Source organism: Prescottella sp. R16, assembly GCF_030656875.1.
Lineage (GTDB): Bacteria > Actinomycetota > Actinomycetes > Mycobacteriales > Mycobacteriaceae > Prescottella.
In genome coordinates, this window is the sequence record NZ_CP130943.1 from 4181726 (window position 1) to 4207821 (window position 26096).

General features: G+C 68.8%; 21 protein-coding genes. 5 read left to right on the forward strand and 16 right to left on the reverse strand.

Translation table 11 applies throughout. The annotated features are described in order from the left end of the window. Positions 1–42: 42 nt before the first annotated feature. Positions 43–1653: an ABC transporter substrate-binding protein gene (locus Q5696_RS19550; protein WP_305092905.1), complete on the reverse strand. Its 1611-nt coding sequence runs from the start codon at positions 1651–1653 to the stop codon at positions 43–45. Next, positions 1650–3341, reverse strand: a complete 1692-nt coding sequence (locus tag Q5696_RS19555) for an amidohydrolase (RefSeq protein WP_305092906.1) — start codon at positions 3339–3341, stop codon at positions 1650–1652. The genes Q5696_RS19550 and Q5696_RS19555 overlap by 4 nt, the downstream gene beginning before the upstream one ends. A gap of 790 nt (positions 3342–4131) precedes the next feature. Between Q5696_RS19555 and Q5696_RS19560 the strand changes: the two genes are divergently transcribed. Then, the gene (locus Q5696_RS19560; protein ID WP_305092907.1) at positions 4132–5739 is read left to right on the forward strand and encodes an ABC transporter substrate-binding protein; all 1608 of its coding nucleotides are present in this window, start codon (positions 4132–4134) and stop codon (positions 5737–5739) included. A gap of 67 nt (positions 5740–5806) precedes the next feature. On the opposite strand, the gene Q5696_RS19565 is transcribed toward Q5696_RS19560, so the two are convergent. The 3 genes from Q5696_RS19565 to Q5696_RS19575 form a co-directional block, all read right to left on the reverse strand. Continuing rightward, a complete protein-coding gene (locus tag Q5696_RS19565) occupies positions 5807–7534 on the reverse strand; it encodes an N-acyl-D-amino-acid deacylase family protein (protein ID WP_305092908.1) in 1728 nt (575 codons plus the stop codon). Further along, positions 7527–8507 (reverse strand): alpha/beta hydrolase, encoded by a 981-nt coding sequence (locus tag Q5696_RS19570; protein ID WP_305092909.1) that lies wholly within the window; start codon positions 8505–8507, stop codon positions 7527–7529. Before Q5696_RS19570 ends, Q5696_RS19565 begins: the two co-directional genes overlap by 8 nt. 116 nt (positions 8508–8623) lie before the next feature. Continuing rightward, the gene (locus Q5696_RS19575) at positions 8624–9256 is read right to left on the reverse strand and encodes a TetR/AcrR family transcriptional regulator (RefSeq protein ID WP_305092910.1); all 633 of its coding nucleotides are present in this window, start codon (positions 9254–9256) and stop codon (positions 8624–8626) included. A 95-nt stretch (positions 9257–9351) separates the two neighbouring features. Between Q5696_RS19575 and Q5696_RS19580 the strand changes: the two genes are divergently transcribed. Next, entirely contained in the window at positions 9352–11022 is a 1671-nt protein-coding gene (locus tag Q5696_RS19580; RefSeq protein ID WP_305092911.1) for a flavin-containing monooxygenase, read from the forward strand. 39 nt (positions 11023–11061) lie between these two features. Here Q5696_RS19580 and Q5696_RS19585 read toward each other — a convergent pair whose 3' ends face one another. From Q5696_RS19585 to Q5696_RS19635, 11 genes are all read right to left on the reverse strand, one after another. Continuing rightward, entirely contained in the window at positions 11062–12192 is a 1131-nt protein-coding gene (locus Q5696_RS19585; RefSeq protein ID WP_305092912.1) for a zinc-dependent alcohol dehydrogenase, read from the reverse strand. A 2-nt stretch (positions 12193–12194) separates the two neighbouring features. Further along, positions 12195–12458, reverse strand: coding sequence for a hypothetical protein (locus Q5696_RS19590; protein WP_305092913.1), 264 nt, complete (start codon positions 12456–12458; stop codon positions 12195–12197). After that, entirely contained in the window at positions 12455–13618 is a 1164-nt protein-coding gene (locus tag Q5696_RS19595; protein ID WP_305092914.1) for an amidohydrolase family protein, read from the reverse strand. The genes Q5696_RS19590 and Q5696_RS19595 overlap by 4 nt, the downstream gene beginning before the upstream one ends. Positions 13619–13706: 88 nt before the next feature. Then, a complete protein-coding gene (locus Q5696_RS19600) occupies positions 13707–14600 on the reverse strand; it encodes an SDR family NAD(P)-dependent oxidoreductase (RefSeq protein ID WP_305092915.1) in 894 nt (297 codons plus the stop codon). Continuing rightward, positions 14597–15049 carry a Zn-ribbon domain-containing OB-fold protein gene (locus Q5696_RS19605; RefSeq protein WP_305092916.1) on the reverse strand — a complete coding sequence of 151 codons (453 nt, stop codon included), beginning with the start codon at positions 15047–15049 and terminating at the stop codon, positions 14597–14599. Before Q5696_RS19605 ends, Q5696_RS19600 begins: the two co-directional genes overlap by 4 nt. Next, the gene (locus Q5696_RS19610; RefSeq protein WP_305092917.1) at positions 15046–16212 is read right to left on the reverse strand and encodes a thiolase family protein; all 1167 of its coding nucleotides are present in this window, start codon (positions 16210–16212) and stop codon (positions 15046–15048) included. Before Q5696_RS19610 ends, Q5696_RS19605 begins: the two co-directional genes overlap by 4 nt. Before the next feature lie 20 nt (positions 16213–16232). Further along, the gene (locus Q5696_RS19615) at positions 16233–18608 is read right to left on the reverse strand and encodes a CaiB/BaiF CoA-transferase family protein (RefSeq protein WP_305092918.1); all 2376 of its coding nucleotides are present in this window, start codon (positions 18606–18608) and stop codon (positions 16233–16235) included. Between the two features lie 26 nt (positions 18609–18634). Next, positions 18635–20155, reverse strand: a complete 1521-nt coding sequence (locus tag Q5696_RS19620; RefSeq protein ID WP_305092919.1) for a class I adenylate-forming enzyme family protein — start codon at positions 20153–20155, stop codon at positions 18635–18637. Between the two features lie 8 nt (positions 20156–20163). Further along, a complete protein-coding gene (locus tag Q5696_RS19625) occupies positions 20164–20436 on the reverse strand; it encodes a hypothetical protein (RefSeq protein ID WP_305092920.1) in 273 nt (90 codons plus the stop codon). 201 nt (positions 20437–20637) lie between these two features. Continuing rightward, the gene (locus Q5696_RS19630; protein WP_305092921.1) at positions 20638–22050 is read right to left on the reverse strand and encodes an amidohydrolase family protein; all 1413 of its coding nucleotides are present in this window, start codon (positions 22048–22050) and stop codon (positions 20638–20640) included. Then, positions 22047–23237, reverse strand: a complete 1191-nt coding sequence (locus tag Q5696_RS19635) for a CoA transferase (protein WP_305092922.1) — start codon at positions 23235–23237, stop codon at positions 22047–22049. Before Q5696_RS19635 ends, Q5696_RS19630 begins: the two co-directional genes overlap by 4 nt. A gap of 125 nt (positions 23238–23362) precedes the next feature. Here Q5696_RS19635 and Q5696_RS19640 point away from each other — a divergent pair, with 125 nt between their 5' ends. From Q5696_RS19640 to Q5696_RS19650, 3 genes are all read left to right on the forward strand, one after another. Beyond that, positions 23363–24430 (forward strand): enoyl-CoA hydratase/isomerase family protein, encoded by a 1068-nt coding sequence (locus tag Q5696_RS19640; protein WP_305092923.1) that lies wholly within the window; start codon positions 23363–23365, stop codon positions 24428–24430. 124 nt (positions 24431–24554) lie between these two features. Then, the gene (locus tag Q5696_RS19645) at positions 24555–25184 is read left to right on the forward strand and encodes a TetR/AcrR family transcriptional regulator (RefSeq protein ID WP_305092924.1); all 630 of its coding nucleotides are present in this window, start codon (positions 24555–24557) and stop codon (positions 25182–25184) included. Positions 25185–25274: 90 nt separating this feature from the next. Continuing rightward, complete coding sequence (locus Q5696_RS19650) at positions 25275–25961, forward strand: SDR family NAD(P)-dependent oxidoreductase (protein WP_370654952.1); 687 nt, start codon at positions 25275–25277, stop codon at positions 25959–25961. The last annotated feature ends 135 nt before the right edge of the window (positions 25962–26096 follow it).

Below are 26096 nucleotides of genomic sequence, written 5' to 3' on the forward strand. Positions count from 1 at the left end.
TGTTTTCGTGAGCGTCCCAATCGAATTGCGACGAGAGTTGATTCAGGACGCGGAACCGGAAGCGAGCCAAGCATTTCCGAAGAGCATGATCCCGTCCGCGCTGGGAGTGATTCCGTGGGCATTGCTGCTCCACGGGATGAAGTACTTGCCGGCACCGACCACGAGCATGGGTGCGGTGTCGTTGACGAGGGTCTGGATGTTCTCCAGGACCCGGCGTCGGTCGTCGTCGGTGGCCGCGGTCTGCAGGTCTGTCAGCAGGGCGTCCATCTCCGAGTTCTGGTAGCCGAGGACGTTGGACGTCGACGCGCTCGACAGGTTGCCGTACATCCGGACGAACGGTGACTCGTCGAGGATGTTGAAGCCGGCGTAGCCGATGTCGTAGTCGTGCTGCGCGTACATCTTCTTGACGAGGTCGTTGATGCTCGACGCGTACACGATGTCGACGGTGAACCCCACGGCCTGCAGCTGCGACTGGAAGGCTAGCGCACTGCGTTGTGTCGCAGGATCGTTCATCCCGACGTAGGTGAGTTTGCCGTCGTAGCCGTCGGCCTTGGCCTCGTCGAGATACTTCTTCGCCGCGTCGGGGTCGTAGCCGGCGCCGGCGACGTCACCGTGCCACTGCGACCAGTCCTGGAACATGTCGCTGCCCGACTTGCCGAATCCCCCCTCGACGCGCTCGTTGAAGGCGTTCGGATCGAATCCGGCGACGATGGCCTTGCGGACCCGTTCGTCGGATGCGGCCCGCCCCTCACGCTGGTTGATGTTGCCGACCCCGCCCATGTTGACGGTGTAGACGTAGCCGACGTCACCGGAATCGAGTGCGTTGTGGACGGTTTCAGCGTTGCGCAGGTACGCGGCCTGGATGTCGCCGGCATGCAGGGCGTCGAGCTTGCCCTGCTCACTGACGATCGCCGGGAACCGCAACCTGTCCAGATGCGGCTTCCCACCCCAGTACGACGGATTCGCCGCGAGGACCAGTTCGTCCTGCGACGCGAACCGCTCCACCGTGAACGGACCCGCCCCGACCGGAGCGAACGTGCCCGACGCCATCGACGACGGCGCCACCACCATCCCCGGCCCCGTGGTGAACATGATCGGGAACTCGTTCCACGGCTGCTTCAACGTGAACACCACCGTCGACGCATCCGGAGAAGTCACATCCGCAACCGACACGTTCCACACCTGCGTGTGCGTGCCCTTCTTCTGCAGATACCGATCGATGCTCCACCGCACCGCATCCGCATCCACCGGGGTGCCGTCACTGAACGTCGCACCGTCCCGCAGTCGCAGCGTCCAGACGGTGTTGTCACCGTTGGCCGTCAGAGACTGCGCCAACTGCGGCACATACTCCTTCGCCTCCGGGTCGTACCGCATCAACAGGTCGTAGATCGCCGCCATCTCCGAGCCGCCCGTGGATCCGCCGTCCTGACGGTCCGCCGGATCCAGGCTGCTCACCGAGCTGTAGGTGGCGTACGACAACGTGCCGCCCGACACGGGATCACCGCCGTCGGCCTGGCCACCGACGAGACCCGTCGACACCTCCGATGCGTCGGTCGAGCCGGTCGAGCTGCCGGCACAACCGGCGATCAGCACCGCTGCAGCGGACAGTGCCGTGACGAACCGCCCCAGACGGGCCAGAGACGAACCGTTCACCGAACTTCCCCTTCGGCCGACGCGAACTCCGGAGCCACCGAGCCGGCGGAGAACACCACACGGCCACCGACCACCGTCGTGAGCACGGCGACGTCCCCGATCGCCGACGGCTCGCACGACAGCGGATCACCGTCGAGGACCACGAAGTCCGCGAACAGGCCCGGCGCGATCGCCCCCTTGACGTCGTCCTCGCCGACGAGCCGCGCGGCCGCGGTCGTGTAGCCGGACACGGCGGTCGCGGCGTCGATGCGCTGCTCGGGGCCGAGGACGTCACCGCTGCGGGTGACGCGGTTGACCGCCGTACCGATCGTGAACAGCGGATGGACCGGGGTGACGGGGCTGTCGCAGTGCAGTGCGAACCGCAGTCCCGCCGCGGTGATCGACGCGAGAGGACTGATCCGGCTGCCGCGGTCGGGGCCGAGGAAACGGTCCCGGTGCCGGTCACCCCAGTAGTAGACGTGGTTGACGAACACCGATGCGGCGACACCGAGTTCGCTCATGCGCCGAATCTGGTCCTCGCGCAACGTCTGTACGTGTTCGAGCCGGTGCTGGAGTCCTCCCGGAAGTCCGGCGCCGGTCGCGGCCACGGCCTTCTCGATCGCATCGAGTGCGAGGTCGATGGCGTGGTCGCCGTTGGTGTGGACGGCGACCTGCAGCCCCGCGGCGTGGCACTGCGCGACCATCTCGTCGAGGTCCCCGGACGGGATCGCCATCTCGCCGCAGTGGCAGCCGTCCAGGTCGTGGTACGGCTCCGACAGTGCGCCGGTGTGCAACTGGATCGACCCGTCCGAGATCAGTTTGACGCCACCGACAGTGAGCGTGTCGTCGGACGATTCACCGGTGGCGGTGGCCGGGTCGAACCCGTCGAGGGCACCGAAGCCGACGTAGAGACGGCCACGCAGGGCCAGTTCACCGGCGGCCTGCAGGCGCCGGTAGGAGTCGATCATCACGGGGGTGACGAACATGTCGTGGAAGCTGGTGACACCGACCGCCGCCATCCGGGCGAGGGATCGGCGCAGTGACGCGTCGAGGTCGTCGGCGCCGGGCATCGCCTCGTCCGGGTCGACGACCAGGCGCATCGCCGGCAGCTCCCGAAACTCTCCGGTGGGGGCACCGTTCGCGTCCCGAACGATCACGCCTCCCTCGGGGTCGGGGGTATCACGGTCGATCCCCTTGGCCCGCAAGACGAACGAGTTGACGTACACCGCGTGTCCGGACAGGTGCCGGACGAAGATCGGCCGCGTCGTGTCGGCGCGGTCCAGGTCGGCGACGGTCAGACCGCGGTCGTCGGCGACGAGGGTGTCGTCGAAACCGGCGGCGAGGACCGCGTGCCCCGGAACGGCCCCGGCCGCGCGAACCGTCAGCGCAGCCACCAGGGCATCGATGTCCGGGCAGGCGGTGACACCCGCGTCCACATCGGCCTCGGCGTTGCCGGACATGTGGGGATGCAGGTGCGTTTCGATGAAGCCAGGAAGAACCGTCCGGCCCGCGAGATCGACCCGGGCGGTGCCCGGTCCGGCGAGCGCGGCGATCTCGGTGTCCGACCCCACGGCGACGAATCGTCCGTCCCGTACCGCGAAGGCCGTGACGGTATCCGCATCCGTCATGGTCTGCACGACGCCACCCAGGCAGATCAGGTCGGGACGCGAAGTGCCCGCATCGGCACCCGCTGCCAAACAATCGACCATTTGATCTCCTTTTGAGACGTGCGTCACAAGACGCTCGAGGGAGGCTAGCGCACAATGAAATTCACTCCGGACACCGGAGCGTTCCTACCTGCGAGTAATTTCCGAAACACCCTGATCCGAGCAAGAAACCGCACGTCGGAGCCGAGTCCCACTCAGCGAGACCTGCGGGATTGCGGGAGCGCTCGTCCGATCACGCCGGGCCGGACACGCGCGCGTCTGCATGCCCCCGAACCGGTGAGTCCCATCGATGTGGCACCGGGTCGCGGCCGGCGCGATACCGCCTCGTTCGGCGCCCGACGCCGCGGTGGCGGCGGCCGACATCGCGCCCAGCCTGCTCGCCGACCCCCATGCCCGAGGCGTGTGCTGCGAACCCATCACGACACCTCCACTTCCGACGGCCGTCGACATCTTCGACGCCCACCCTGAAAGGAGTGCTGAACTGCGAAAACGCCGACGTCGAACACGGTCTACACCAACTGGCGTCCCGATAATCTAGGACATGTTTCTCATTTCCACAAGAGTCGTTCGACCGTCGATGCGTGAACCGCGAATACCCCTGGGAGAGCACGAAACCCCCGATCTGTCCGAATCCTTGTGTGACGCCCATCTCACCCGCTAGAGTCCGTGTCTGCAACGGACCGCGCGGCGTGCCCGCCGTGGCCGTCAGCACTCGGCGACCGGGCGCTCTGCCCTGTCGGATGCCCGAGATTCCAACTCGATCAGGCGGACGGGACCACACGACACCCGTACCGACAGCACGGGCGCCAACCCCCAACCGTGGAGGTTCTTCATGAGCAAGTATTCGAGGAGAGTCAGCCGCATGCTGGCGATGGTCGCCATCGGTGCCGTCGCCCTCACCGGCTGCGCCGGCAACGACGACAACGACGAGAACTCGTCCGGTTCCGGTGGAGCGACGACGACGGCCTTCGGAATCCTGGGCGACCAGGGTGACGGCGGCACCCCGGTGTCGGGTGGCACGCTCAGCTACGCCACCTACGCGCCCGTCACGAGCCTGGATCCGACCGTCACCCAGCCCGCGGGAGCGACCGGCGGTTCCGAGATGGCGGCCGTCTACGACGTGCTGATGCGGTACGACACCGAGACGCAGACCTTCGAGCCGCAGCTCGCGAAGTCGTTCGAGGAGAGCAGCGACCACCTGACGTGGACGCTGAAGCTGCGCGACGGCGTCACCTTCAGCGACGGCACTCCGCTGAACGCGGACGCGGTCGTCGCGAGCATCGATCGCTACAACCAGCGACGCGGCGCCAACTCGCAGGTGTACACGCAGATGGTCAAGAGCACCGAGGCCACGGACGCGTCGACCGTCGTGTTCACGCTGAACCAGCCGTGGCGCACCTTCCCGGCGATGCTCGCCTACGGGCACGGCATGATCGTGGCCCCGTCCTCGCAGCAGGGCGACAAGTTCACCCCGATCGGCGCCGGCCCGTTCACGGTCACCAACCTGGCACCGCAGCAAGAGCTGGATCTGAAGGCCCGTCCGGACTACTGGGGCGGCGCGCCGAACCTCGACGGCCTCAAGTTCGTCGCGATCGCCGCCGAGCAGCCCAAGGTCGACGCACTGAAGACCAACGGCGTCGACATGATCTACCTCCGCAACGCGGAGACCGTGAACGCCGCGAAGGACGAGTTCCCCGGCTACATCGAGACCGTGAGCATGTCGATGGTCGGCCAGCTCAACAACGCGGAGGGCCGCCCCGGCTCCGACCCGCGAGTCCGTCAGGCCATCGCGTACGCCGTCGACCCCGAGGTCCTGAACCAGCGCGCCCGCAACGGGCAGGGCATGCCGGGCACCGACATGTTCCAGCCGTGGTCGATCTGGCACGGTGACACCTCCGGCATCACCCCGGACGCCGCGAAGGCCAAGGAACTCGTCGAGCAGGCCAAGGCCGACGGCTTCGACGGCAGGATCACCTACGTCGGTGTCAACGAGCCCAACGCCCAGCAGATCGCGCTGGCCGTGCAGGCCCAGCTCAACGCCGTCGGCTTCGACGTCGTCCTCGAGACCACCAGCAACATCACCGACATGGTCAAGCGGCTCTACGTCGACCGCAACTACGACATGAGCTTCGGCGCCTACAGCATCTCGGACGTCGCGCCCGAGATCCGGCTGTTCAGCTCGCTGTCGAGCACGTCGACCAACAACATCCTCGGCTACAAGAACCCGGAGATGGACGAACTGCTCGCCAAGGTGCTCTCGGCTCCGGACGAGTCCGCCCAGAAGGCCGCGATCAACGAGATCCAGCAGTTGGTGAACACCGATCAGCCGTTCCTCGCGTGGGGCGCCGGCACCAACTTCGTCGCCTGGGGTGACAACGTGTACCGCGTGAGCCCGACCGTCGACGGAATCATGCTGTTCGACAAGGCGTTCAAGAAGTAACCCGACACCGCATCACCCAGCGGAAGGCCCCGCCACTCCAGTGGCGGGGCCTTCCGCTGTGCGGTCGCTATCCGGTCGACGGCGGCGCCGGCTGCGCGCCCCGGACGAGACGGCCCGGCAGCGCCCCGGTGTGCCCACCGTTCTCGAACACCACCTCCCCCGCGACGACCGTCGCGGTGTACCCCGATGCGGTCTGCATCAGCCGCCGGCCGCCGGTGGGCAGGTCGTAGCAAACCTCCGGGTGGTGGGCCTGCAGCCGATCGAAGTCGATCACATTGAGATCTGCCCGGTAGCCGACCTCGATCCGGCCCCGGTCGAGCAGGCCGACGACGGCCGCGGTGTCGGCGGTGTGCCGCTTGACCAGCCATTCGACCGGGAACCGGTCACCGCGCCGGCGGTCCCGGCCCCAATGTGTGAGCAGCGTGGTGGGGAAGCTCGCGTCGCAGATCGCGCCGCAGTGCGCGCCCCCGTCCCCGAGTGCCGGCACGGTGTCGGCGCGGGCCAGCATCTCCCCGACGGCGTCGAGATTCCCGGCCGCATAGTTGAGCATCGGGAAGTACAGCAGCCCGCGCCCGTCCTGCGACATCATCGCGTCGTATGCCACCGCGACCGGATCGGCGCCGGCCCGCTCGGCGAACGCTGCCACCGAATCCTCCGGCCCCGGCTCGTAGTTCGGCGGATCGCCGAGCAGGTACACCCGATCGAACCGGGTCGAGAGCCGCTCGACGAACTCGCTGTCGGTCACCGGGGACTCCGTCAGGATCGCGGCCCGGACCTCGGTGCGGCGCAACTGCTCGATCCGTTCGGCCGGCGGCAGGTCCGCGAGTGCGGCGTAGGTCGGGTACGCCATGAACGGATGCCAGCTGAGCTCCCAGCCGAGCATCACCCCGACCGCGCGCGGCGCAACCTGACCGATGATCGGAATGTTCTGCTTCGCAGACACTTCCGACAGGCCGTCGAGCAGGTCCACCCATTTGTCCGGAGCCCGGTCGCTCTGGACCACCGAGACCGACATCGGTCGCTGCGCCGCCGCGACGATCGCACTCACGAACTCCATCTCCTCCGGCTCGTCCATGAAGTCGGAGATGAAGTCGATGACGCCGGCACCTGCATCGGCGAGGCCCCGAGCCATGCCGGTCAGTTCTTCGCGCGACGCGGTGAGACTCGGCGTCGGTTCGCCCGTGGACGTCTTGTGCACCGCGGTCCGAGACGTCGACCATCCGAGCGCGCCGGCCTCGATCGACTCGGCCACGAGAGCGCGCATCCGGTCCATCTCGGCGTCGGTCGGCCGCGCGAGATGGTCTCCGCCACGCGGACCCATCACATAGGTGCGCAGCGCCCCGTGCGGCAACTGCGCCGCGAAATCGATCGCGTGCGGAGTGTCGATCGCGTCGAGGTAGTCGGGGAAGGTCTCCCAGTTCCACGACATCCCTTCGGCCAGGACACTTCCGGGAATGTCCTCGACACCCTCCATGAGGCTGATCAACCAGTCGCGCTGCTCCGGCCGGACCGGGGCGAACCCGACACCGCAGTTCCCCATGACCACTGTGGTCACCCCGTGCAGAGACGACGGGGTCAGTAGCGGATCCCATGTGACCTGCCCGTCGTAGTGGGTGTGGATGTCGACGAACCCCGGTGTGACGAGCAGTCCGGCTGCGTCGATCTCGCGTCGCCCGGTGCCGGGCACATCGCCGACCGCGGTGATGCGGCCGTCGTCGACCGCGACGTCCGCCGACCGGGGAGCCGCACCCGTCCCGTCGACGACCAGCCCGCCACGAATCACCAGATCATGCATGAACACTCCCTTCCTCGGAATCCTTGTGCACATCAACGGTTTCGATGATTCTCGCGATGGCCGCCACGATCTCGCCGGCAGCAGCGGCAGCGGCCGACGAGGCGGCGGTGAACTGCAGGAACCCGTGCGGCAGCGAGGGGTAGCGCAGCAGTTCGACCCGCACACCGGCCTCGGACAGTCGCTGCGCGTACTCGAGCCCCTCGTCGAGCAGAGGGTCGTGGCCGCCGACCACGACGACCGTCGACGGCAGTCCCGACAGGTCGAGGGCTCGGATCGGTGCGATCATCGGCGACGTTCTCGGCGCCGCCTCCGGGCAGTAGTGATCGAGGAACCACTGCATCTCGCGGGCACCGAGGAACACTCCCGAGTTCGTGGCGTACGAATCACGGTCGAGGTCGGTGTCGACCACCGGGTAGATCAGCACCTGTCCCACCAGGTCGATTTCCTCGTCGTCTCGGGCCAGGTTCGCGCACACGGCGGCCAGGTTGCCGCCGGCACTGTCACCGGTCACCACGACGCTGCGCCCCAGATCCTCGGATCCGGCTGCGACCCAACGCAGGACGGCCATCGCGTCGTCGATCGCCGCCGGGAATCGATGCTCCGGCGCGAGCCGGTAGTCCACGCTCACGACCGTGGCTCCGGCGGTCTCGGCGATCGCCCGGCAGATCGCGTCCGCGTACTCGAGGTCCCCGGTGACCCAGCCCCCACCGTGGAAGTGGACGACGGTACTCGCCGACGTGGTGGTGTGTGGCCGGTAGAGCCGGACCGCGATGTGGTCACCGATCGTGTGCGCGGTGACCGCACCGACGTCCGGGCCGGGTGCGCACGACGCGGTCGTGCCCCGCACACGTTGCCGTGCCTCGTCCGGTGACAGGTCCACCATGGGCGGAAGTCCGGCACCGGCGACCGCCTCGGCGACGGACTGGAACGCGGGGTCCAGTCGGATTCGAGCGCCTTCCATACCTCTTGTCATGAACTAGAATCTAACTCTAGTCTCAAACTATGGCAACGGTCACACCCGAGCGGACGGAGTATCCTGCCGTTCCCGGATTTCGGTTGCGGGACTTCGCGTCCCGCGACCGACGCGCGCTACGGCCGGCCGGCCGCCGCGGTCGGGAAGATCATGTCCACTGCGCGATCCAGCAGCCGATGGACCTCCGCAACGTTCCGTCGCCCGAGTCCGAACATGATCAACTCGTGCGCCAGGACCGCCGTCACGACCGCGACGATGTCCTCCGCTTCCTCGTCCGGCAGGTCGAACAACTGTTCCCGGTACGACGCGAGGACCTGCGCCGAGAACTCTGCGAACAGCGCGCACACCACCGGATCGGTCGACTGCCGCAGCGTGTTCTGCAGCCGCAGGTAGGTCGGGTACTCCTCGAACCGATGGACCGAGTGGTGCAGGCGGATCCGGATGCGTTCGGCCGGCGGCAGAGCCGGGTCGGGTGCACCGCCGCGCGTGATCGGATCGGTCGCGGACCAGTCCCGCAACACCGCCGCATAGAGGTGGTCCTTGGACGCGAAGTACCGGTACACGGTGCCCAGCGCGACATCCGAACGCTCCGCGACGTCCCGGACCTGGATGCGCTCGAAATCGTCCGCCACCAACAATTCCCCGGCCGCATCGATGATGCGCTGGCGTCGCTCCCGCTGACCGCGGGGCAACGACGCCGGGTCCGGCAGCACCGGTCTGTCCTGCCGGTCCGCAGCCCCTGCACCCACGCTCGCACGCCTCCCATCGCCCCCACCCGACCGGCGGGACACCTGCACCGATGCTACTGGCAGCCCCGTATCCCACTACGAAAAGAGGTTTCTCCATGCACGACTCCACCGTTCCCGAGCCCACCTACGACGTCGTCGTGGTCGGCGCCGGATTCGCCGGCCTGTACGCGCTGCACCTCCTGCGTCTGCGCGGGCTGTCGGCGCACTTGTTCGAAGCCGAGAACGGGGTGGGCGGCACGTGGCTGCGCAACCGCTACCCGGGCGCCCGCTGCGACGTCGACAGCGCCGACTACTCGTACTCGTTCGACGACGCGTTGCAACAGGACTGGGTGTGGACCGAACGGTTCCCCGCACAGCCGGAGATCCTGCGGTACCTCGAGCACGTCGCCGACCGGTTCGGACTGTACGACGACATCACGTTCGGCACCCGGGTGACAGCGGCACACTTCGACGACGCCACCGCGCTGTGGACGCTGCGCACCGACGACGGTGCCGCCGTGACGGCGCAGTGGACGATCATGGCGACCGGTGCACTCTCGGCGGCGCGCCTGCCCGACATCCCGGGCCGGGACTCGTTCGCCGGGGACGTCTTCCACACGTCGGTGTGGCCCGCCGACGGGGTCGACTTCACGGGCCGCCGGGTCGGCGTGATCGGCACCGGATCGTCGGGGGTGCAGGCGATCCCGGTGATCGCCGAGCAGGCCGCGCAGCTCACGGTGTTCCAGCGCACGCCCGGATTCGTCGTCCCGGCCCGGAACCGGCCACTGGCCGCCGGGGAACTCGATGCGATCAAGGCGGACTATCCGGCACGGCGGCAGCGGCTGCGCGAATCGCACGGCGGCTGGACGATCGCGGCCCCCGTCGGCCTGGCCCGCGAGACCGCCCCGGAGGTTCGGGACAAGGAGTACGAGAGCCGCTGGGCGGCTGGCGGTATCGGCTTCCAGAACACGTTCGGCGACATCATGCTCGACGCCGACGCGAACGAGACTGCCGCCGAGTTCGTGCGCGCCAAGATCCGGGCGACGGTCCACGATCCCGCCACGGCGGAGACGCTGTGCCCGCGCGGTTATCCGTTGGGGGCGAAGCGCCTGTGCATCGGCACCGACTACTACGAGACGTACAACCGGGACACTGTCGACCTGGTCGATGTGCGGGCCACCCCGATCCGGGAGATCGTGCCCGCCGGGATCCGCACCGGAACCGGCGCGGACGTCGTGGTCCACGAACTGGATGCGATCGTGTTCGCCACCGGATTCGACGCCATGACCGGCGCCCTCGACGCCGTCGACATCCGCGGCCGTGACGACGTCACGCTGCGGGAGGCGTGGCGGGACGGGCCCCGCACGTATCTCGGGGTCGCGGTCGCCGGCTTCCCGAATCTCTTCGTGATCACCGGTCCGGGCAGCCCCTCGGTGCTGTCCAACGTGGTCGTCTCCATCGAACAGCACGTCGAGTGGGTGACCGGGTTCCTCGACCACCTGCGCGCCACCGGGGCACGGACCGCGGAGGCGACACCGCAGGCGCAAGCGGACTGGGGTGATCACGTCACCGGTATCGCCGCCGGCAGCCTCTACCAGCAGGCCGATTCGTGGTACGTCGGCGCGAACGTCCCCGGCAAACCCCGCGTCTTCCTGCCCTATCTCGGTGGCGTGGGCACCTACCGGACCCTGTGCGCGCAGATCGCGGCCGACGGGTATCGGGGGTTCACCACGACCGCCGACCACGAGGCCGGAAGTTCTCGAGCCGAGCCGTTCCGAACGGCATAACCCCGTCGGCGTCGGGGGGTGATGCCGTTCGTCCGGCCACTACGGTCGGACCGGCGATTCGGTCGGAGTGATCACGATGTTGATCGGCCGTTCCTCGGGATGATCGCCGCGGAGCAATTCGATCCCGTATTCGAGACGATCGAATCCGAGCACATGAGTGCGCATGCGGCTGAGCGGGAATCGGCCGGACGCGACGATGCCCGCCGCCTGCTGGTACGACTGCACACTCGACCCGCCGCACCCGATCAACCGGATGTTCTTGAGCGTCAGCAGGTCGATCGGGAAGTTCTCGATCGGCCGAGTCTTGAGTCCTGCCGACACCACCGTGCCGCCCGTGCGGACGATGTCGAGGGCGTCGAGAAGCGGCCCGGTCGCGTGCGGCGACGTGTCGAGTACGACGTCGAATCCCCGTCCGCGGGTCGTCAGGTGCGCTGCGTCCCGCAGGTCTCCGGTCTCGACGTCGACCACCACGTCGGCGCCGAATTCCTTTGCGAGATCGAGCTTGTGCTGATCGCGTGACAGTCCGGTCGCGAGGATCGTGTCGGCGCCGACCGCCTTCGCCGCGACGACTGCGGCAAGCCCGCGCTGGCCGCAGCCCAGGATCGCGATGGTCGTCCCGATCGTGGTGCCGGGGGTCGTCACCGCCCAGTCGATCGCAGCTGCCAACGGATTCCACAGGGTGGCGTCCAGCGGGTCGGTGCTCGCCGGGAACGGGTGCAGGATCGCGTTCGGATGAATGTAGACGTGCGTCGCGTAGCCGCCCCACAGAGCCGGGGCGTGCCGGGTCGGGATGTACCCGTACGCATTGGGACGGAACGGCCACCCGCTGCATCGGATGGTCGAACCTTCCCGGCAAGCGTCACACCGGCCACATCCTAGGAACGGGTTGACCGCCACCCGGTCACCGATCTGCACTCCGTCCGGGCGGGCACCGCCGCCGATGTCCTCGACGACGCCGACGATCTCGTGTCCGTTGATCCGGGGGAACGGCGACACCCCCGGCTCGTACGCCGAGTGCTTCGCCTCCCACGAGTCGATGTCGCTGGCGCACAGTCCGTTCGCCTCGACGCGGAGCAGCGCCGAACCCGGCACGAGGGCCGGGAGCGGGATCTCCTCGAAACGCACCTCACGCGGACCGGCCTGCACCAGTGCGGTTGCCATCGTTGCCATGTTCAGCGCTCCTCGACGAATTTCCGGGACTCGGCCGCCGCAGCGATGCGCCGCCGCACCAGGTCGACGGCCGCCTGCGGGGCATTCTGCTCTTCCAAGTAGGCCAGTTCGGCAGTGGCCTGAGCGGCAACGGCGTCGAGGCGCTCGACGGCAAGATCACGTGTGAGCAGATCCTGCTCGACCCAGTCGTCGGCCTCGATACGATCTTCCGCAGTCATCGGAGTGATCGGCGGTTGTTGCCAGCCGAACGGGTCGGGTGTCGTCACGCCTTGGCCCCGTCGTCGTAGAAGTTGAACAGTCGCCGCGCGTTGGTCTCGACGATCTTGACGACCTCGTCGTCCGGCACGTCCTGGAAGCGGAACTCGGCGTGCTTCCGACTGTTGGGCCAGTACGAGTCCGAGTGCGGGTAGTCGCACTCCCACGTGATGTTGTCGATGCCGACGACGTGCCGGTTCTTAAGACCGAAGTCGTCGTCGATGAAGCAGCCGTACATGTTCTTGAACCACAGCGTCGAGGGCACCACGTCCTGGACGACGTTCTGGTAGTGCCGATGACGCTCCCACACCGCGTCGATGCGCTCGAGCATGTAGGGCACCCAGCCGATATTGCCTTCGGACAGCGCCACCTTGAGATTCGGGAACTTGTGGAACACCGGCGAGAACAACAGATGCGACGTCGAAGACATCATGTTGGTTGCGTACAGCGAGATGGTCACCGCGTACGGGGCCTCCTCCGCAGTGGCCGGCGGCCGGCCCGAGGAGCCGAAATGCATGCACAGCGGCATGCTCGTCTCCTGGGCGGCAGCGAAGACCGGATCCCAGTGATCGGTGTAGTACGACGGCAGCCCCAGCGGAACCGGATCCTCCGGGAAGGTGATGCCTTTGGCGCCCTTCGCGGCGGTGCGGTGGATCTCCTCGACGCACTCGGCGATGTCCCATAGCGGCAGGATGATCACCGGGATGAAACGGTCGGGCGCGGTGGCGCACCACTCGTCGAGGACGTAATCGTTGTAGGCCTTGACACTCAGGAGCGCCAGTTCCATGTCCGTGCTCTCGACGGTGAACAGGGCGCCGGCGAAACGCGGGAACGACGGGAAACAGGTCTGTGCCCACACGCCGTCGAGGTCCATGTCCGCCAGACGCGCCTTGGGGTCGTAGCAGCCCGGGATCATGTCGGAGTAGCGGACCGGCTCCATACCGAAGTCCTCGGGATTCTTGCCCGCCACCGCATTGAGACCGATCGCGGGAAAGCGCTTGCCCTGGTAGTTCCACACCTGCATAGGTGCACCGCCGGACGGCGACGCCTCCTCGACGATGCGGGGGCCGGCGTCGAGGAACTTGGCGGGCAGGCGATCGGCCCACACGGTGGGATGCTCGATCAGATGGTCGTCGACCGAGACGAGCTTCATCCACGGCTGGAGTGGCATTGGTGTGCCTCCTGTAGAAGTCTGTAACAAACGATTGTTGCAAGAGAAGTGCGCCATGTCCGCGGAACCGCGGACGGCGAGACCGAGGTCAGATGACGGCGGAGAGGTATCCTGGCCGGATCCGCGTCTTGTCGATGTCGTCGGGCTGCCAGCCCGGAACGAGCGCGGTGCCGTCCAGCGTGCGGACCGGGCGGTCGAGTTCGACGAGGATCCCCAGGTTTCGAGTGATCTTCCCCGTCAGCACCTTCGGGTCTCCGGTGCACAGGGCCAGTGCCGCCTCCGCGATGGTCTCCTCCGGTTCGGAGTTGCCGGTGGTGACACCGGGCACGGTGAGGGCGTTCTCGGTGGCGATCGAGTATTCAGGCGCCAGCGTGTTGACCGCGATGTTGTCGTCGTACAGGTCCATCGCGGCGCCCGTGGTGATCCGGTCGATCATGGCCTTGGTGCCGCCGTACAGGCAGGCACCGAACGTCGAGTTCGGGGCGAACGGCGGGCCCTTGCGCGGCCCAGCCTGGGTCGAGGAGATGCTCAGGATCCACCCGGCCCCCCGCTTCCGCATGCCGGGCACCGCCGCCGTCGCCAGATCCCATCCGGCCCAGACGTTCGTCTCCACCGAGTCGTAGAAGGACTCCCGGGTCATCTCGCCGTACAACTGGTCGAAGTGCCGAGTGGCTGCGGCGTTGTTGACGAGGATGTCGACCGGCGCACCGAGCACGGATTCGGCGTGGGCGATCACCGAGGCGCGGTCCGCGGTCGGGTCACCGAGGTCGAATACCAGGGCCTCGGCAGTGCCGCCGTCGGCTCGGATCTGCGCGACGGTCTCCTCGAGCGAGCCCTGCAGACGGCCGTCGCCGGCCCGCAACGATCGCGACACCGCGAGAACGTGGATGCCATCGGCGGCAAATCGTCGCGCGATGGCCCGGCCGATGCCACGGCTCGCGCCGGTGACGACGGCAACGTGCGGAATATCGTTGTCGCTCATCCGTTCACCCCCGAGTCTGCGGGCGCGAAGTACGGCAGTACGACGCCGTCTTCGATCTCGTGGAACTCCACCGCGACAGGCATGTCGATCCGGACGTCGGCGGGCGCGCACCCGATGATGTTCGACACCATGTGGTAGCCCTCGTCGAGCTCGACGATGACCACCACGTAGGGGCTCGTGAAGGCCGGCGTCTGCGGCCTGGTCACCTCGGTGTAGCTGTAGACGGTGCCGCGACCGGAGCCGACCTGCCACTCGAGGCTGTCCGCCCCGCATCCGCGGCACAGCTTGTTCGGGTCGAACTCGGCGTGTCCACACGCCGAGCAGCGCTGGTACCGCAACTCTCCCGCGACGCATCCGTCCCAGAACGGCCTCGACAGGACGGTGGGCTCGGGCAGCGGAATTCCCGCCCGCTGGGGCGCCAGTAAGGTCGTGATGATGTTCTCGCTCATGGTCGTTCACTTCCCAGTAGCAGGACGTCGGTGAAGAAGGCCCCGGCGCCGCCGTTGCTGCACAGCACCACCTCGGGGTCGTCGACCTGGTTGGTCGCGCACACACCCTGGAGTTGGTGCACGGACCGCGCGATGCGCTGGGTCAGCTGCACGATGCCGCCGCCGTGGCTGTACGACATCAGGCCGCCGTCGGTGGTCAACGGCAGCTTCGGGTCGTCACCGGTGACGTTCTCGACGCACCACCGACCGCCCTCGCCCTCCTCGCAGAACTCGAATGCCTCGAACTGCCGGATGATCTCGAAGGAGAAGGGATCGTAGAGTTCGGCCACGTCGACATCGGCGGGCGTGAGCCCGGCCATCGCGAACGACTTACGGGCCGCACGGCGCCCGACGTATCCGTTGGGGATGTCGGAGGACCGGCTGCCGAGATCCCAACTGGGGGCGTGCTGGTAGGACGGGCCCATGTGGTCCAGTCCACCACCGAGGACGTAGACGGGCTTGCCGGGCAGGTCCTTCGCACGCTCGGCGGTGGTGACGATGAGCGCGCAGCCCCCCTCGGAGGTCATCGCGCAGTCGAGGAGGTGGAACGGGTCGGCGATCATGCGCGAGGCCAGGATGTCCTCGGCGGTGAACGGCCCACGGCCGTAGTAGATCGCGTCGGGGTTGATGTTGCCGTTGTTGCGGATAGTCGCCGCGATCTCAGCCATCTGCTCGGACGTCGTGCCGTGCTGGTGCATGTGCCGACGCGCGATCAGTGCGAACTCCGAGGCCGTGTAGAGGCCGAACGGGGCGACGAACTCGTTCGACGGGCGTGTCCACGGCGCGGTGGACTCGCGCTCGGTGTACCGGCCGGCCTCGCCGTCCGCGACCAGCACGGTCTCGCACAGTCCGGCGGCCACGACACTGGCGGCGTGTAGCACACCCGTGATGCCACCGGGGTTGTTCGCGTTCCACACCGGCCCCAGACCAAGCGAGTAGACGATCTGCGGCGCCGTCTTGCTGTACACGCCGTCGATCGTCGTCGGGTCGATACCGGACTCGGCGATGACGCCGCGCGCTGCCTCGAGACTGATGGTGAAGCTGTTGTGGCCCTCCAACACTCGCGCCTGCTCGGTGTTGTAGGCCGCGACGATCACGACGTCGCGGAAGGGATGTGCGGTCACATCGAGTACTCCTGTCTGGATCAAAGATGAAGGGGGCGTTCGCCGATCACGTTGTCGACGGTCAACTGCGCCAGACGCTCCGGATCAACCCCGGCGAGGCGGGCCAGCACCTGGGCGTTGTGCTGGCCGAGAGTCGGCGCCGGTGTCGTGAACGCCGGCGCGGCGTTCGATGCGAACACCACGGGCAGACCCGGGATCTCGAACGCCCCGAGCACCGGATGGTCGAGTTTCTCGGCGAATCCGCGTGCCCGCACCTGCGGGTTGTCGAGGATCCGGCTCGGGTCCACGACGCGGGCGGCCGGAACTCCCTGTACGAGGAGAGCACGCTCGAGTTCGTCGACCTCGCGGACCGCACAGAACTCGGTGACCAGTTCGTCGAGCCGGTCGTGACAGTGGCGACGGCCGCTCGCCGTCGCGAAGGTTTCGTCGAGGACGACGTCCGGAAGTCCGAGGATCGCGGCGAGGGCGGTCCACTGGTCGTCGTCGGTGACGGCGATAGCCAGCCAGTCGTCGTCGCCCGCACAGCGGTAGACGCCCTGCGGAGCAGCGGCCGGACCGCGGTTGCCGTCCCGGGTCGGTGCGTTGCCGTAGGCGCTGTACTCGACGGCCATCTCGGCGGCGACGTTCAATGCGCTCTCGACCATCGGCACCTCGACGAAGCAGCCGCGTCCACGAGCTCGGGCGAACTCGAGCGCCGACAACGTCGCGACCACTGCATGCAGTCCGGCGACGGGATCGCACGGGCCCTTGAGCACCATCGGGCTGCCGTCGCGGTATCCCGTCGTCCACGACAGCCCCGTGGCCTGTTCCATCGTCTGTGCGAATCCGGTACGGTCCCGCCACGGACCGGATAGCCCGAACGCGGGCATCCGGACGAACACCGCCGCGGGGTTCACCTCGTGGATGCGTTCCCATGTGAGACCGAAGTTGTCGAGGACGCGGGGCGAGAAGTTCTCGATGACGACGTCGGCGTGCCGGATCATCTCGAGCAGAACGTCGACCCCTTCGGGTCGGCTCAGGTCCAGGGTCACACCGAGTTTACCGGCGTTCGCGCCCTGGTAGACGCCGCCGGCCTCCCACCAGGAGGGCTCCGCCGGGGTGCGGGTGGACGTGAAGCGCATCCCGTCCGGGCGCTGCACGGACTCGACCTTGATCACTTCGGCGCCGAGCCCGGCGAGCAGTTGTGTGGCCGCGGGTCCCGCCCAGAATGCGGTGAGATCGAGGACCCGCACACCGGCCAGCAGCGCGGCGTCCGTCTCGTCGAGCGGACGCGACGGCTGCACGCGGGGTTCCCACGGCCGGGCGTCGTCGTGCTCACCGAGCGTCGGGGCGGGGCGGACCGCATCGGGCGATACACCCTCGACGAGGTACGGCCGTCGCGGCTGGACGAAGCCGGCCGGATTGTCGACGAACACGCCACGCTCCACGAAATGCGCGTTCTGCGTGACGGTCTCGGGTGTCCCGAGGGGCGACACCGGGATCCGCATGGCGCCGGCGATCTCGTCGATCGCCTCCACCGGCATCGTCATGGTCCACGACTCGATCATCGACTGGAACTCGGCGTAGCGTTCCTGGCGCCGACGCACGTCGACGATCGAATCGTCGGCCAGCAGTTCCGCCCGATCGATCATGATCAGGAAGTCCTGGAACATCTGCGCCGTGATCGTGCAGAAGCCGACGTAGCCGTCGAGGCACCGCTCGACCGACGGGATCTCGACGGTGCGGGGCGTGCGGCGGCCCGGAGCGCCCGTCAGAACGGCAGACACCGGGTGATAGAGAGCCATTGCGACGCCCATGGATTCGAGCATCGACAGGTCCGCCCACTCACCACCGCGGCCCCGACCGGCCGCACCGAGGCGCAGGCCCAGGGCGGTCGCGGCGGCAAAGGAGCCTGCGATCCACTCGCCGAGACGACCACCAGCCTGCAGTGGCTCGCGACCCTCGGGACCCCGGATCGCCAGCGAACCGGCGAGGGCCTGCAACGTGAACTCGGTGGCCGGCCGGTCGGCCCACGGACCACTCCGGCCGAACGGCGTGATCGACAGGATGTCGAGGCCGGGATACTGCGACCGGATCGACTCGATCTGCGCGACCGACAGTTCCCCGGACTCGACCACCAGATCGGCGCCGGCCACGAAGTCGAGGACGTGCGAGTCGGCGGGCCCACCGCGGAGCGACCGCTTACCGGCCGCGAGGTACCGGAACAGCGCACCGTCGTCCGGACCGGCGTTCCCGTCGAGGCGCCACCGCCGCAGCGGATCCCCGTCCGGACCGGCCTCGACCTTGACGATGTCGGCGCCCGCGTCCACCAGCATCTTGGTGCAGTACCCGCCGGCGATCCCCGTGGAGAAGTCGACCACACGGAAGTCCTGAAGCAACGAATGCGACTGTTGCACAGTGTTTCCTTTCGCTCGTCGAACGGTCAGCCGGTGACTGCGGTGAACTGCTCGCGCAGCACGCGCCGCAGCACCTTGCCCATGTCGTTGCGGGGCAGGTCGGCACGGAACTCGACGAAAGCGGGTACCCGGGACGAACGCAGCCGGGCGCCGACCCACTCTCGGATGACAGTGTCGGTGACCACACCGTCCGGGCTGTCCCCGCTCGGCACGATCGCCGCCACGACGACCTCGCCCCACCGGTCGTCGGGAACGCCGTAGACCACGACGTCGTCGACGTGCGGATGTTCCCCGATGACGTCCTCGATCTCGCCTGGGGACAGGTTCTCCCCGCCGCGGACGATCACGTCGTCGAGGCGGCCTTCGACGTAGACGTAGCCGCCATCGTCGATCCATCCTCCGTCCTTCGTGCGGAACCAGCCGTCGGCGTCGAGCAGCGAGGCGCCGGAGTACTCCCCCGAGACCTGGGCGCCGCGCACCCACAGTTCGCCGCGGGCGCCGGCCGGAACGGGGCGCCCGTCGTCGTCGCAGACCACGATCTCGACGTCAGGAACCGGTTGACCGACCGACCCTAGCCGGCGCTTGATCACGGGATCGGTCGACACCAGCGCCTCCCGATGATCCCGCGGCCCGAGAACTGCGATGGACGAGGAGGTTTCGGTGAGACCGTAGCCGTTGACGAAGTCGACGCCGGGCAGCAGTTCGAGTGCCCGTTCGACGACGGGCAGCGGCATGCGGCCGCCACCGTAGGACAGGTGTCGCAGCGAGGGCAGGCCCTGCCCGTCCTCGGTGAGGACGTCGACGATGCGCGCGAGCATCGTCGGGACGACCATGGCGTGGGTGATGTCCTGCTCGCGCACGAGCCGGACCCACTCGCGTTCGTCGAAGTTGGGCATCTGGACGATGCGGCGGCCGCTGTAGAGGCCGGTGAGCAGTCCCGCCACGCCCGCGATGTGGTAGGGCGGGACACTCACCAGCGCGGCCTCGTCGGGGCCCGCACTGAACAGTTCGGTACCGCCCAGAACGTACGAGACGAGGTGTCGGTGCCGCAGGATCGCGACCTTCGGGGTGCCGGTCGTTCCGCTGGTGTGCAGTAGGACCGCGGGCGCCTCGGGGTCCTGTTCGGCCGGTGCGACGTCGACGGCCCCGCCGTGGTCACCGCCACCGAGACTCGCGATCAATGCGTCGGGGGCGACGATCGAGACACCCGCGACGTCCGCGCCGACCCGTGCAACGTTGCCGTCCGCGACGAGTATCGCCGGCGCACGTCCTTCGATGAGGCGGCGCATCGGCTCGTCGGCCAAGCGGTAGCTGATCGGGGCGAACGGAATTCCGCTCCAGGCCGAGCCGAACAGCGCGATCGGGAAGGCGGCGGACGCCGTCGACCCGTAGAGCACGGCCTGTTCGGTGCTGTCGGCGCGATCGGCGGCGAACGCGCCGGCCAACTCGAGTAGTCGCGCGTAGCTGAGGCCGTCGCGCTTGTCGCCGACGGCGATACGATCGCCGTCCGCGCCCGCGGCGATCTCGAGAAGCGTGAGGATGTTCATCGGGTGCCTCAGTCCGATGCGGGCATCGCCTTGGGCGCCTTGACGCCCAGCGGCTCGTCCCCGACGGTGAGGGTGCCCGATCCCGGCTTGGTGCAGAGCAACTCGACGGAGCCGTCCGTGTTGCAGTAACGCTTGCCGAGCTGAATCTCACCACTCGTGGCCCCCTCGGGGGTGCCCGCCGACTCCGGCGTGACCATGGCGACGCCGTCGCAGCGGATGTCGACGTCCTGCGCCGGGATCCGGATGACGATCAGTTCGGCCGCGGAAGTTGCACTCCGCAATCTGGCTCCTACACGCAACTGCATGGGAAAACTCCTCGAGATCTTTCGCGGCTCGTAGCCGCGGGCACGTGGGAACGACGTCGGCGCCGGGACACTACCCATCCGGCGTCGGACATCCGAGCAAACGCTTGTTGCAAACAACTATTACAGCCGTGTGTGATCCACGTCAAACCTCGATACCGGCGGTGTCGGCATAGCCCCTCACGACAGGTCGAGAACCCGACCGCCCACGAGAACCGTTCCCACAGCGGAAGAATCAGGTGAACTCAGCATCTCCCGCAGGGCCACGTCGAGAACGACGAGGTCTGCCGGCGCCCCGGGACGTACGCGACGGGACGGTCCGCCCGGGCTGTCCGCAGACGCCAGATATCCCCGGAGCGCCCGGGAGGCGTCGAGCCGCTCGGCCGCTCCGAACACGACCCCGGATTCGGTCCGGCGCCGGGCCGCGGCCGCGATCACCGCCCATGGATCGAGCGGCCCGTAGGGGGCATCGCTCGACAGTGCGACGGGCACGCCCGCGTCGAGCAGGGTCCGGCACCGGTACAGGTCGCCGTGGTCGCGTTCGTCGACCCGGGCCCGGTAGTCGTCCCCGCGATCGGCGACGAACCCCGGTTGGGTGACGACGATCAGCCCGTGCCGGCGCAGCGCGTCGACCGCCTCGACCGGCACGATCGACGCGTGCTCTATGCGATCACCCGGCAGGCAGCCGACCTGGTCGAGGACGGCGAGCAGGACCAGCAGCGACTCGCGCGTGACACTGTGCACCGCGACGGCGCGCCCGTCCGCCCGCGCCCGGAGGACGGTATCGGCCAGACGATCGAGGTCGGGCGGGTCGGAGTCTGCGAGCACGATCTTGTACGGCCCCACCGTCACCCGGCCGTCGCACGCCGGCAGGCGCGCCGATCCGGGGGCGATACCCAGCAAGTGCAGACGTTGCGGAAGGTCACCGCACCGGACGGCGTCGACCAGCGCCGCGCAGGACCCGGTGGTCAGGTCGGGCGTGGCGTCGGTGACCGCCGTGATGCCCAGCCGCGCGAGGTCACGGCCGATGCCTGCCAGTGCGGGTGGCCGTCCGGTCGGCAGCCGGTCGCGGAGGACGTCGTCGGCACGCCATACCCGGCCGGTGGGGCGATCCGACGAGTCCCGTTCGATGCCGGGATGTCGGACGGCGGCCAGGCCGGCAGCCTCGACCGCGGCCGTGTTGAGCATCCACAGCGCGCCGCTGCGGTGCTGGACGCGGACCGGGCGCGGCGTGTGCAGCGCATCCAGTGCCGACGCGTCGAGTAGGCCCGCAACCGTTTCGACGTAGCCGACGCCCCGCACCCATCCCCCGGCGCCCGCGTCGGCGCCGGCCAGCGCGCGGGCCAACTCCGCGGGGTCGCGCACCGCGGGCGGACCACACCGGACCGAAGCGCGCGCCGCCGCCATCGCGTGCAGGTGCAGGTGGTGATCGACCAGTCCGGGCAGCACCGCGCCGCCGCGCGCGTCGAGCAGCTCGCCCCGGTCCGCGGCCAGCCCCGGCCCAACCTCGACGATCCGGCCCGCGACGACTCGCACGTCCAGGCCCGGCCGCCCCTCCACCTCTGCGTTGCGGACGACGAGTTCGGTTCTCACACCGACAGTCCCAGCTCGCGTAGTACCCGGGCGGTGTCGTGTCCGGGTGCCGGCGCGCGCACCGGGGCCCCGGGACGCCGCCCCGGCCGGGCGATCTCGATCTCGCCGTCATCGGTGGCGACCAGCCAGCGGTCGCCGCGCCAGTGGACCCGCGGCGGGTCCGCATCGACCCCGTCCAGCGTCGCGGCGACGACGTCGGCCATCGAGACCTCCCAGAGGTGTCCGGCGCTCCCGTCCGGGGGCACACTCATGGCCCGCACGGCCGCGGTGAGACCGGTGAGCGGGTCGGCGACGGCGTCGCCGACGAACATCGGCAGCCCGGCCTCGTCGAGGGCGACGAGACCGCTCGACGCGGCGACGTCGTCCCCGAAGCCGACCACCGCACAGTCACGTCCGCGAGCGGTGATCGAGATCCACGTGGTTCCCTCGGCGCATGCGGCGGCCGCGTCGAGCCCGAACCGTTCGAGTGCTCGCGGACGCGACGCCTCGACGACCACGTCCGCGGCGGCGACGAGCCGCGCCATCGCGGTGCGCCCCGCCCGGGTGTCCGGGTCGAGTACCACCGACTCGTGGCCCGCATGGAGCATGCTGTAGAAGCCCCGGTCCCCGAACCTGGCCCCGTCCAGGCGATTCGGTGTCTCGACCTTGATCACCCGCGCGCCCGCCGCCCCGAGCAGCTGCGCGCACAACGGGCCCGCCCACAACGCACTGAAGTCGACGACCAGCAGACCCTGTACGTTCCGCGGCCGGCCGGTGGTCGGGTCCGCGCCCTCGCTCACGGCCCGACGGATCGGGGCGGCCGCGATCCCCAACAGCTCCGCACGCTCCCCCAGGTCCGCCCCGGAGTGCTCCCGCAACCACGCCGCCACCGGGGGCCACGGATCGTCGCCGACGTCGCGGCCGATCATCGCCCCGAGCAGGGCGGGATCGTCCGGGCGGGCGCACGAGACCGCCGCCCAGCCGTCGGCGGTCGGCAGCAGTCGGCAGTGTCGCCCGACCGACAGGCTCCCGCCCCGGACACCTCCCGTGTAGGCGGCGCGTTCGGCGAGCACCCGGGCGCCGTCCACCCGGACGGGGTGAGCGGTGCCCGCGGTCGCCGCGGCGATCCAGTCGGACAGCTCCCGCGCACAGGACGCGGCCCGGCCCGGCGGGACGACCGGCGGCCCGTCGGGCCGACCCGTCAACATCACCACTCCGCTCTCCGCCCAGTCCCGAATGCGTTCCCGCACAGTACCGGGCGGATAGTTCGAGAACCGTGTTCTACACTCCACGCGCTCACACTTGCACAGTCATCTCGACCGACGAGGACCGGATGGATTTCCACACACCACACATCTCGGCCCGCCATCTCGCCGACGGCTTCGCCGACCGGCCCTTGCTCGACGACGACGCCGCGATCGACACGCCGGTCGTCGTCGTCGACCTCGACCTCGACGGGCACGACGATCCGGGGGTGCTCGCGGCCGCGGCCGAGCGGGCCCGTGCCGCAGACCGCTACCTAGTCGGTCTCCGCCGTGGCCCGATCCCCGCGACGGCCCCGCAGCTCCCCCTGATCCGGGCACTGGACGCCACCTACACCGACGCCCCCGACACCCCCGAGCGGGCCGTCGTCCCGGTTTCCGGCGCCGAGCACGCGGTGCGGGACTTCGCGGCCCGGGTCGCCGCGAACCCGCAGGCCTCGACGGTGCTGCGGCAGGTCCTGCGCGCCGGACTCGACCTCGACGTTCCGGCCGCGGTCGATGTGGAGTCGCTCGCCTATTCGACGCTGCTGGGCGGCCCCGAGTTCGCCCGGTGGCTCGGCCGGCGTGGCGCTCGCCCGTTGCCGCCGCCACCGGCCACCGATCCGGTCCTGGTGTCACGCGCCGGCACCGAACTCCATGTGACACTGAACCGGCCCGAGCGCCGCAACGCGTACGGTACCCGGCTACGCGACGCCCTCACGGCGGCCTTGAGCATCGCGGTCACCGACGCGTCGGTGATGCGGGTCGTGCTCGACGGTGCGGGCCCGGCCTTCTGCGCCGGCGGCGATCTCGACGAGTTCGGGACCACCCCCGACATCGCCCTCGCGCACCTGGTCCGCACCCGCGGCGGGGCCGGACTGCTGGTCCACGAGTTGGCCGATCGCATCGAGGCCCGAGTTCACGGAGCCTGTGTCGGTGGCGGTATCGAGATCCCAGCCTTCGCAGGTCGGGTCCTCGCGGCCGAAGACGCATGGTTCCGGCTGCCGGAGGTCGAGATGGGCCTGATCCCGGGAGCGGGCGGCACCGCGAGCGTTCCTCGGCGGATCGGACGCTGGCGCGCGATGCACCTGTTCGTCACCGGAACGCGCATCGACGCGCGGACCGCGCTGGATTGGGGGCTGGTGGACGCTCTCTGTTGATCCCGGAACGCCCGACTCCGCCAGCAAACGCTTGTTGCAGAGCCCGCATTCTCCTGCCATGATGAACCGAGCTTTGGAACCAGCGGGCGCTGCCACGCTCGCGCGCCGCGGAAGGGCCGAACGCATGCCGTCGAAAATCGAACGGACGTCACCGAGCGAACGCCCCGTCGGCGACGCCAAGGCGGCCTTCCTGACGAAGATTCGCAAGGCCGCACTACGTCAATTCGCCGACAGCGGCTACAACGGCACCTCGATGCGCGACATCGGCTCGCTCGTCGGTGTGCACGCCGGCAGCCTGTACGTCCACATCAAGAGCAAGGAAGACCTGCTCTACCAGATCGTGGGCGAAATCGTCGAGAACGGCGAGGCGGCACTGTCGAAGGTCGAGGCCTCCGACGTCGGCGCCATCGACAAGCTCCGCATGCTGGCCCGCATCCATCTGCGCTGGGCCATGGCGAACCCGGACGCCGCGAAGGTGTTCGAGCGGGAATGGATGCGGCTCAACGGCGCCCAGCTCGACGAGGTCCGCCACAAGCGGCAGCAGTGGGCCGAGGCGGTGGAGCGGATCATCCAGGCCGGCGTCGACGCGGGCACGTTCCGGAAGATGGACGTGGCACTCGCCGCGGTCGCGTTCCGGTCGGTCCTCAACGCCAACTACACGTGCGAGGGCGATCCCGACGTCGACGGTATCAAGCTGGCCGACGAGTTCGTCGATTTCCTCTTCAACGGCTGGGTCGTCGTCGACAACCGCTGACCCCGCCGGGTAACAGGCAACCGCCCGCTGCCCTCCTTCCCGCGTATCGGGGCCGGCCCCGACGCCTCGAATCCGTAAGGGGCTTCCATGTTGACTGGAACCGCATTCGTCACCGGCGGCACAGGCGCACTCGGTGTCGCCGTCACCGAACATCTGCTGTCGATCGGCTGGCGCGTCGTCGTACCGTTCATCGTGCCGGAGGAGGCCGCGCGCCTCTCCGACCACGATCGGCTCGAGAAGATCCGCTGCAACGTCGCCGAACCCACCGAACTGGACGAGGCCGTGACCGTCGCCGCGAACGACGCGGGCGCTCCACTGACCGCACTGGTCAACCTCGTCGGCGGTTTCGAGTCGGGTCCGCGCACACACGAGGCCGACGCCGCGGCCATCGACCGCCAACTGGATCTCAACGTGCGCACCACGTATGCGGTGCTGCGCGCGGGGCTGCCGCACCTGATCGCGAACGGTGGCGGGTCGGTGGTGGCCATGTCGTCCGGCGCGGCTCTCAAGCCATTCCCCGGCGGTACCGCCTACAGCACCTCCAAGGCCGCGGTGCTTGCGCTGGCCGAGTCGATCGCCGTCGAGTACAAAGCGGACGGAATCCGGTCGAATGCGTTGCTGCCCGGGGTGATCGATACCCCCGCGAACCGCACGGCGATGCCGAACTCCGATCGCGCCAACTGGGTCGCCCCCGCCGCGATCGCGAAGGTGATCGAGTTCCTGCTCTCGGAGGACTCGGCACCCATCTCGGGTGCCGCGATTCCACTGGGACTCTGACGACCCGGATCCCTGCAGATTCTCGACATGTTCGTTGCAGTCCGCGGTCCGATCGGCGGGTCGCGGATCGCTACGAATCAGTGCCGTACGTACCTTGCGACGCAGAGTCCGTCGCTCTCGAAGGCGTAACACACC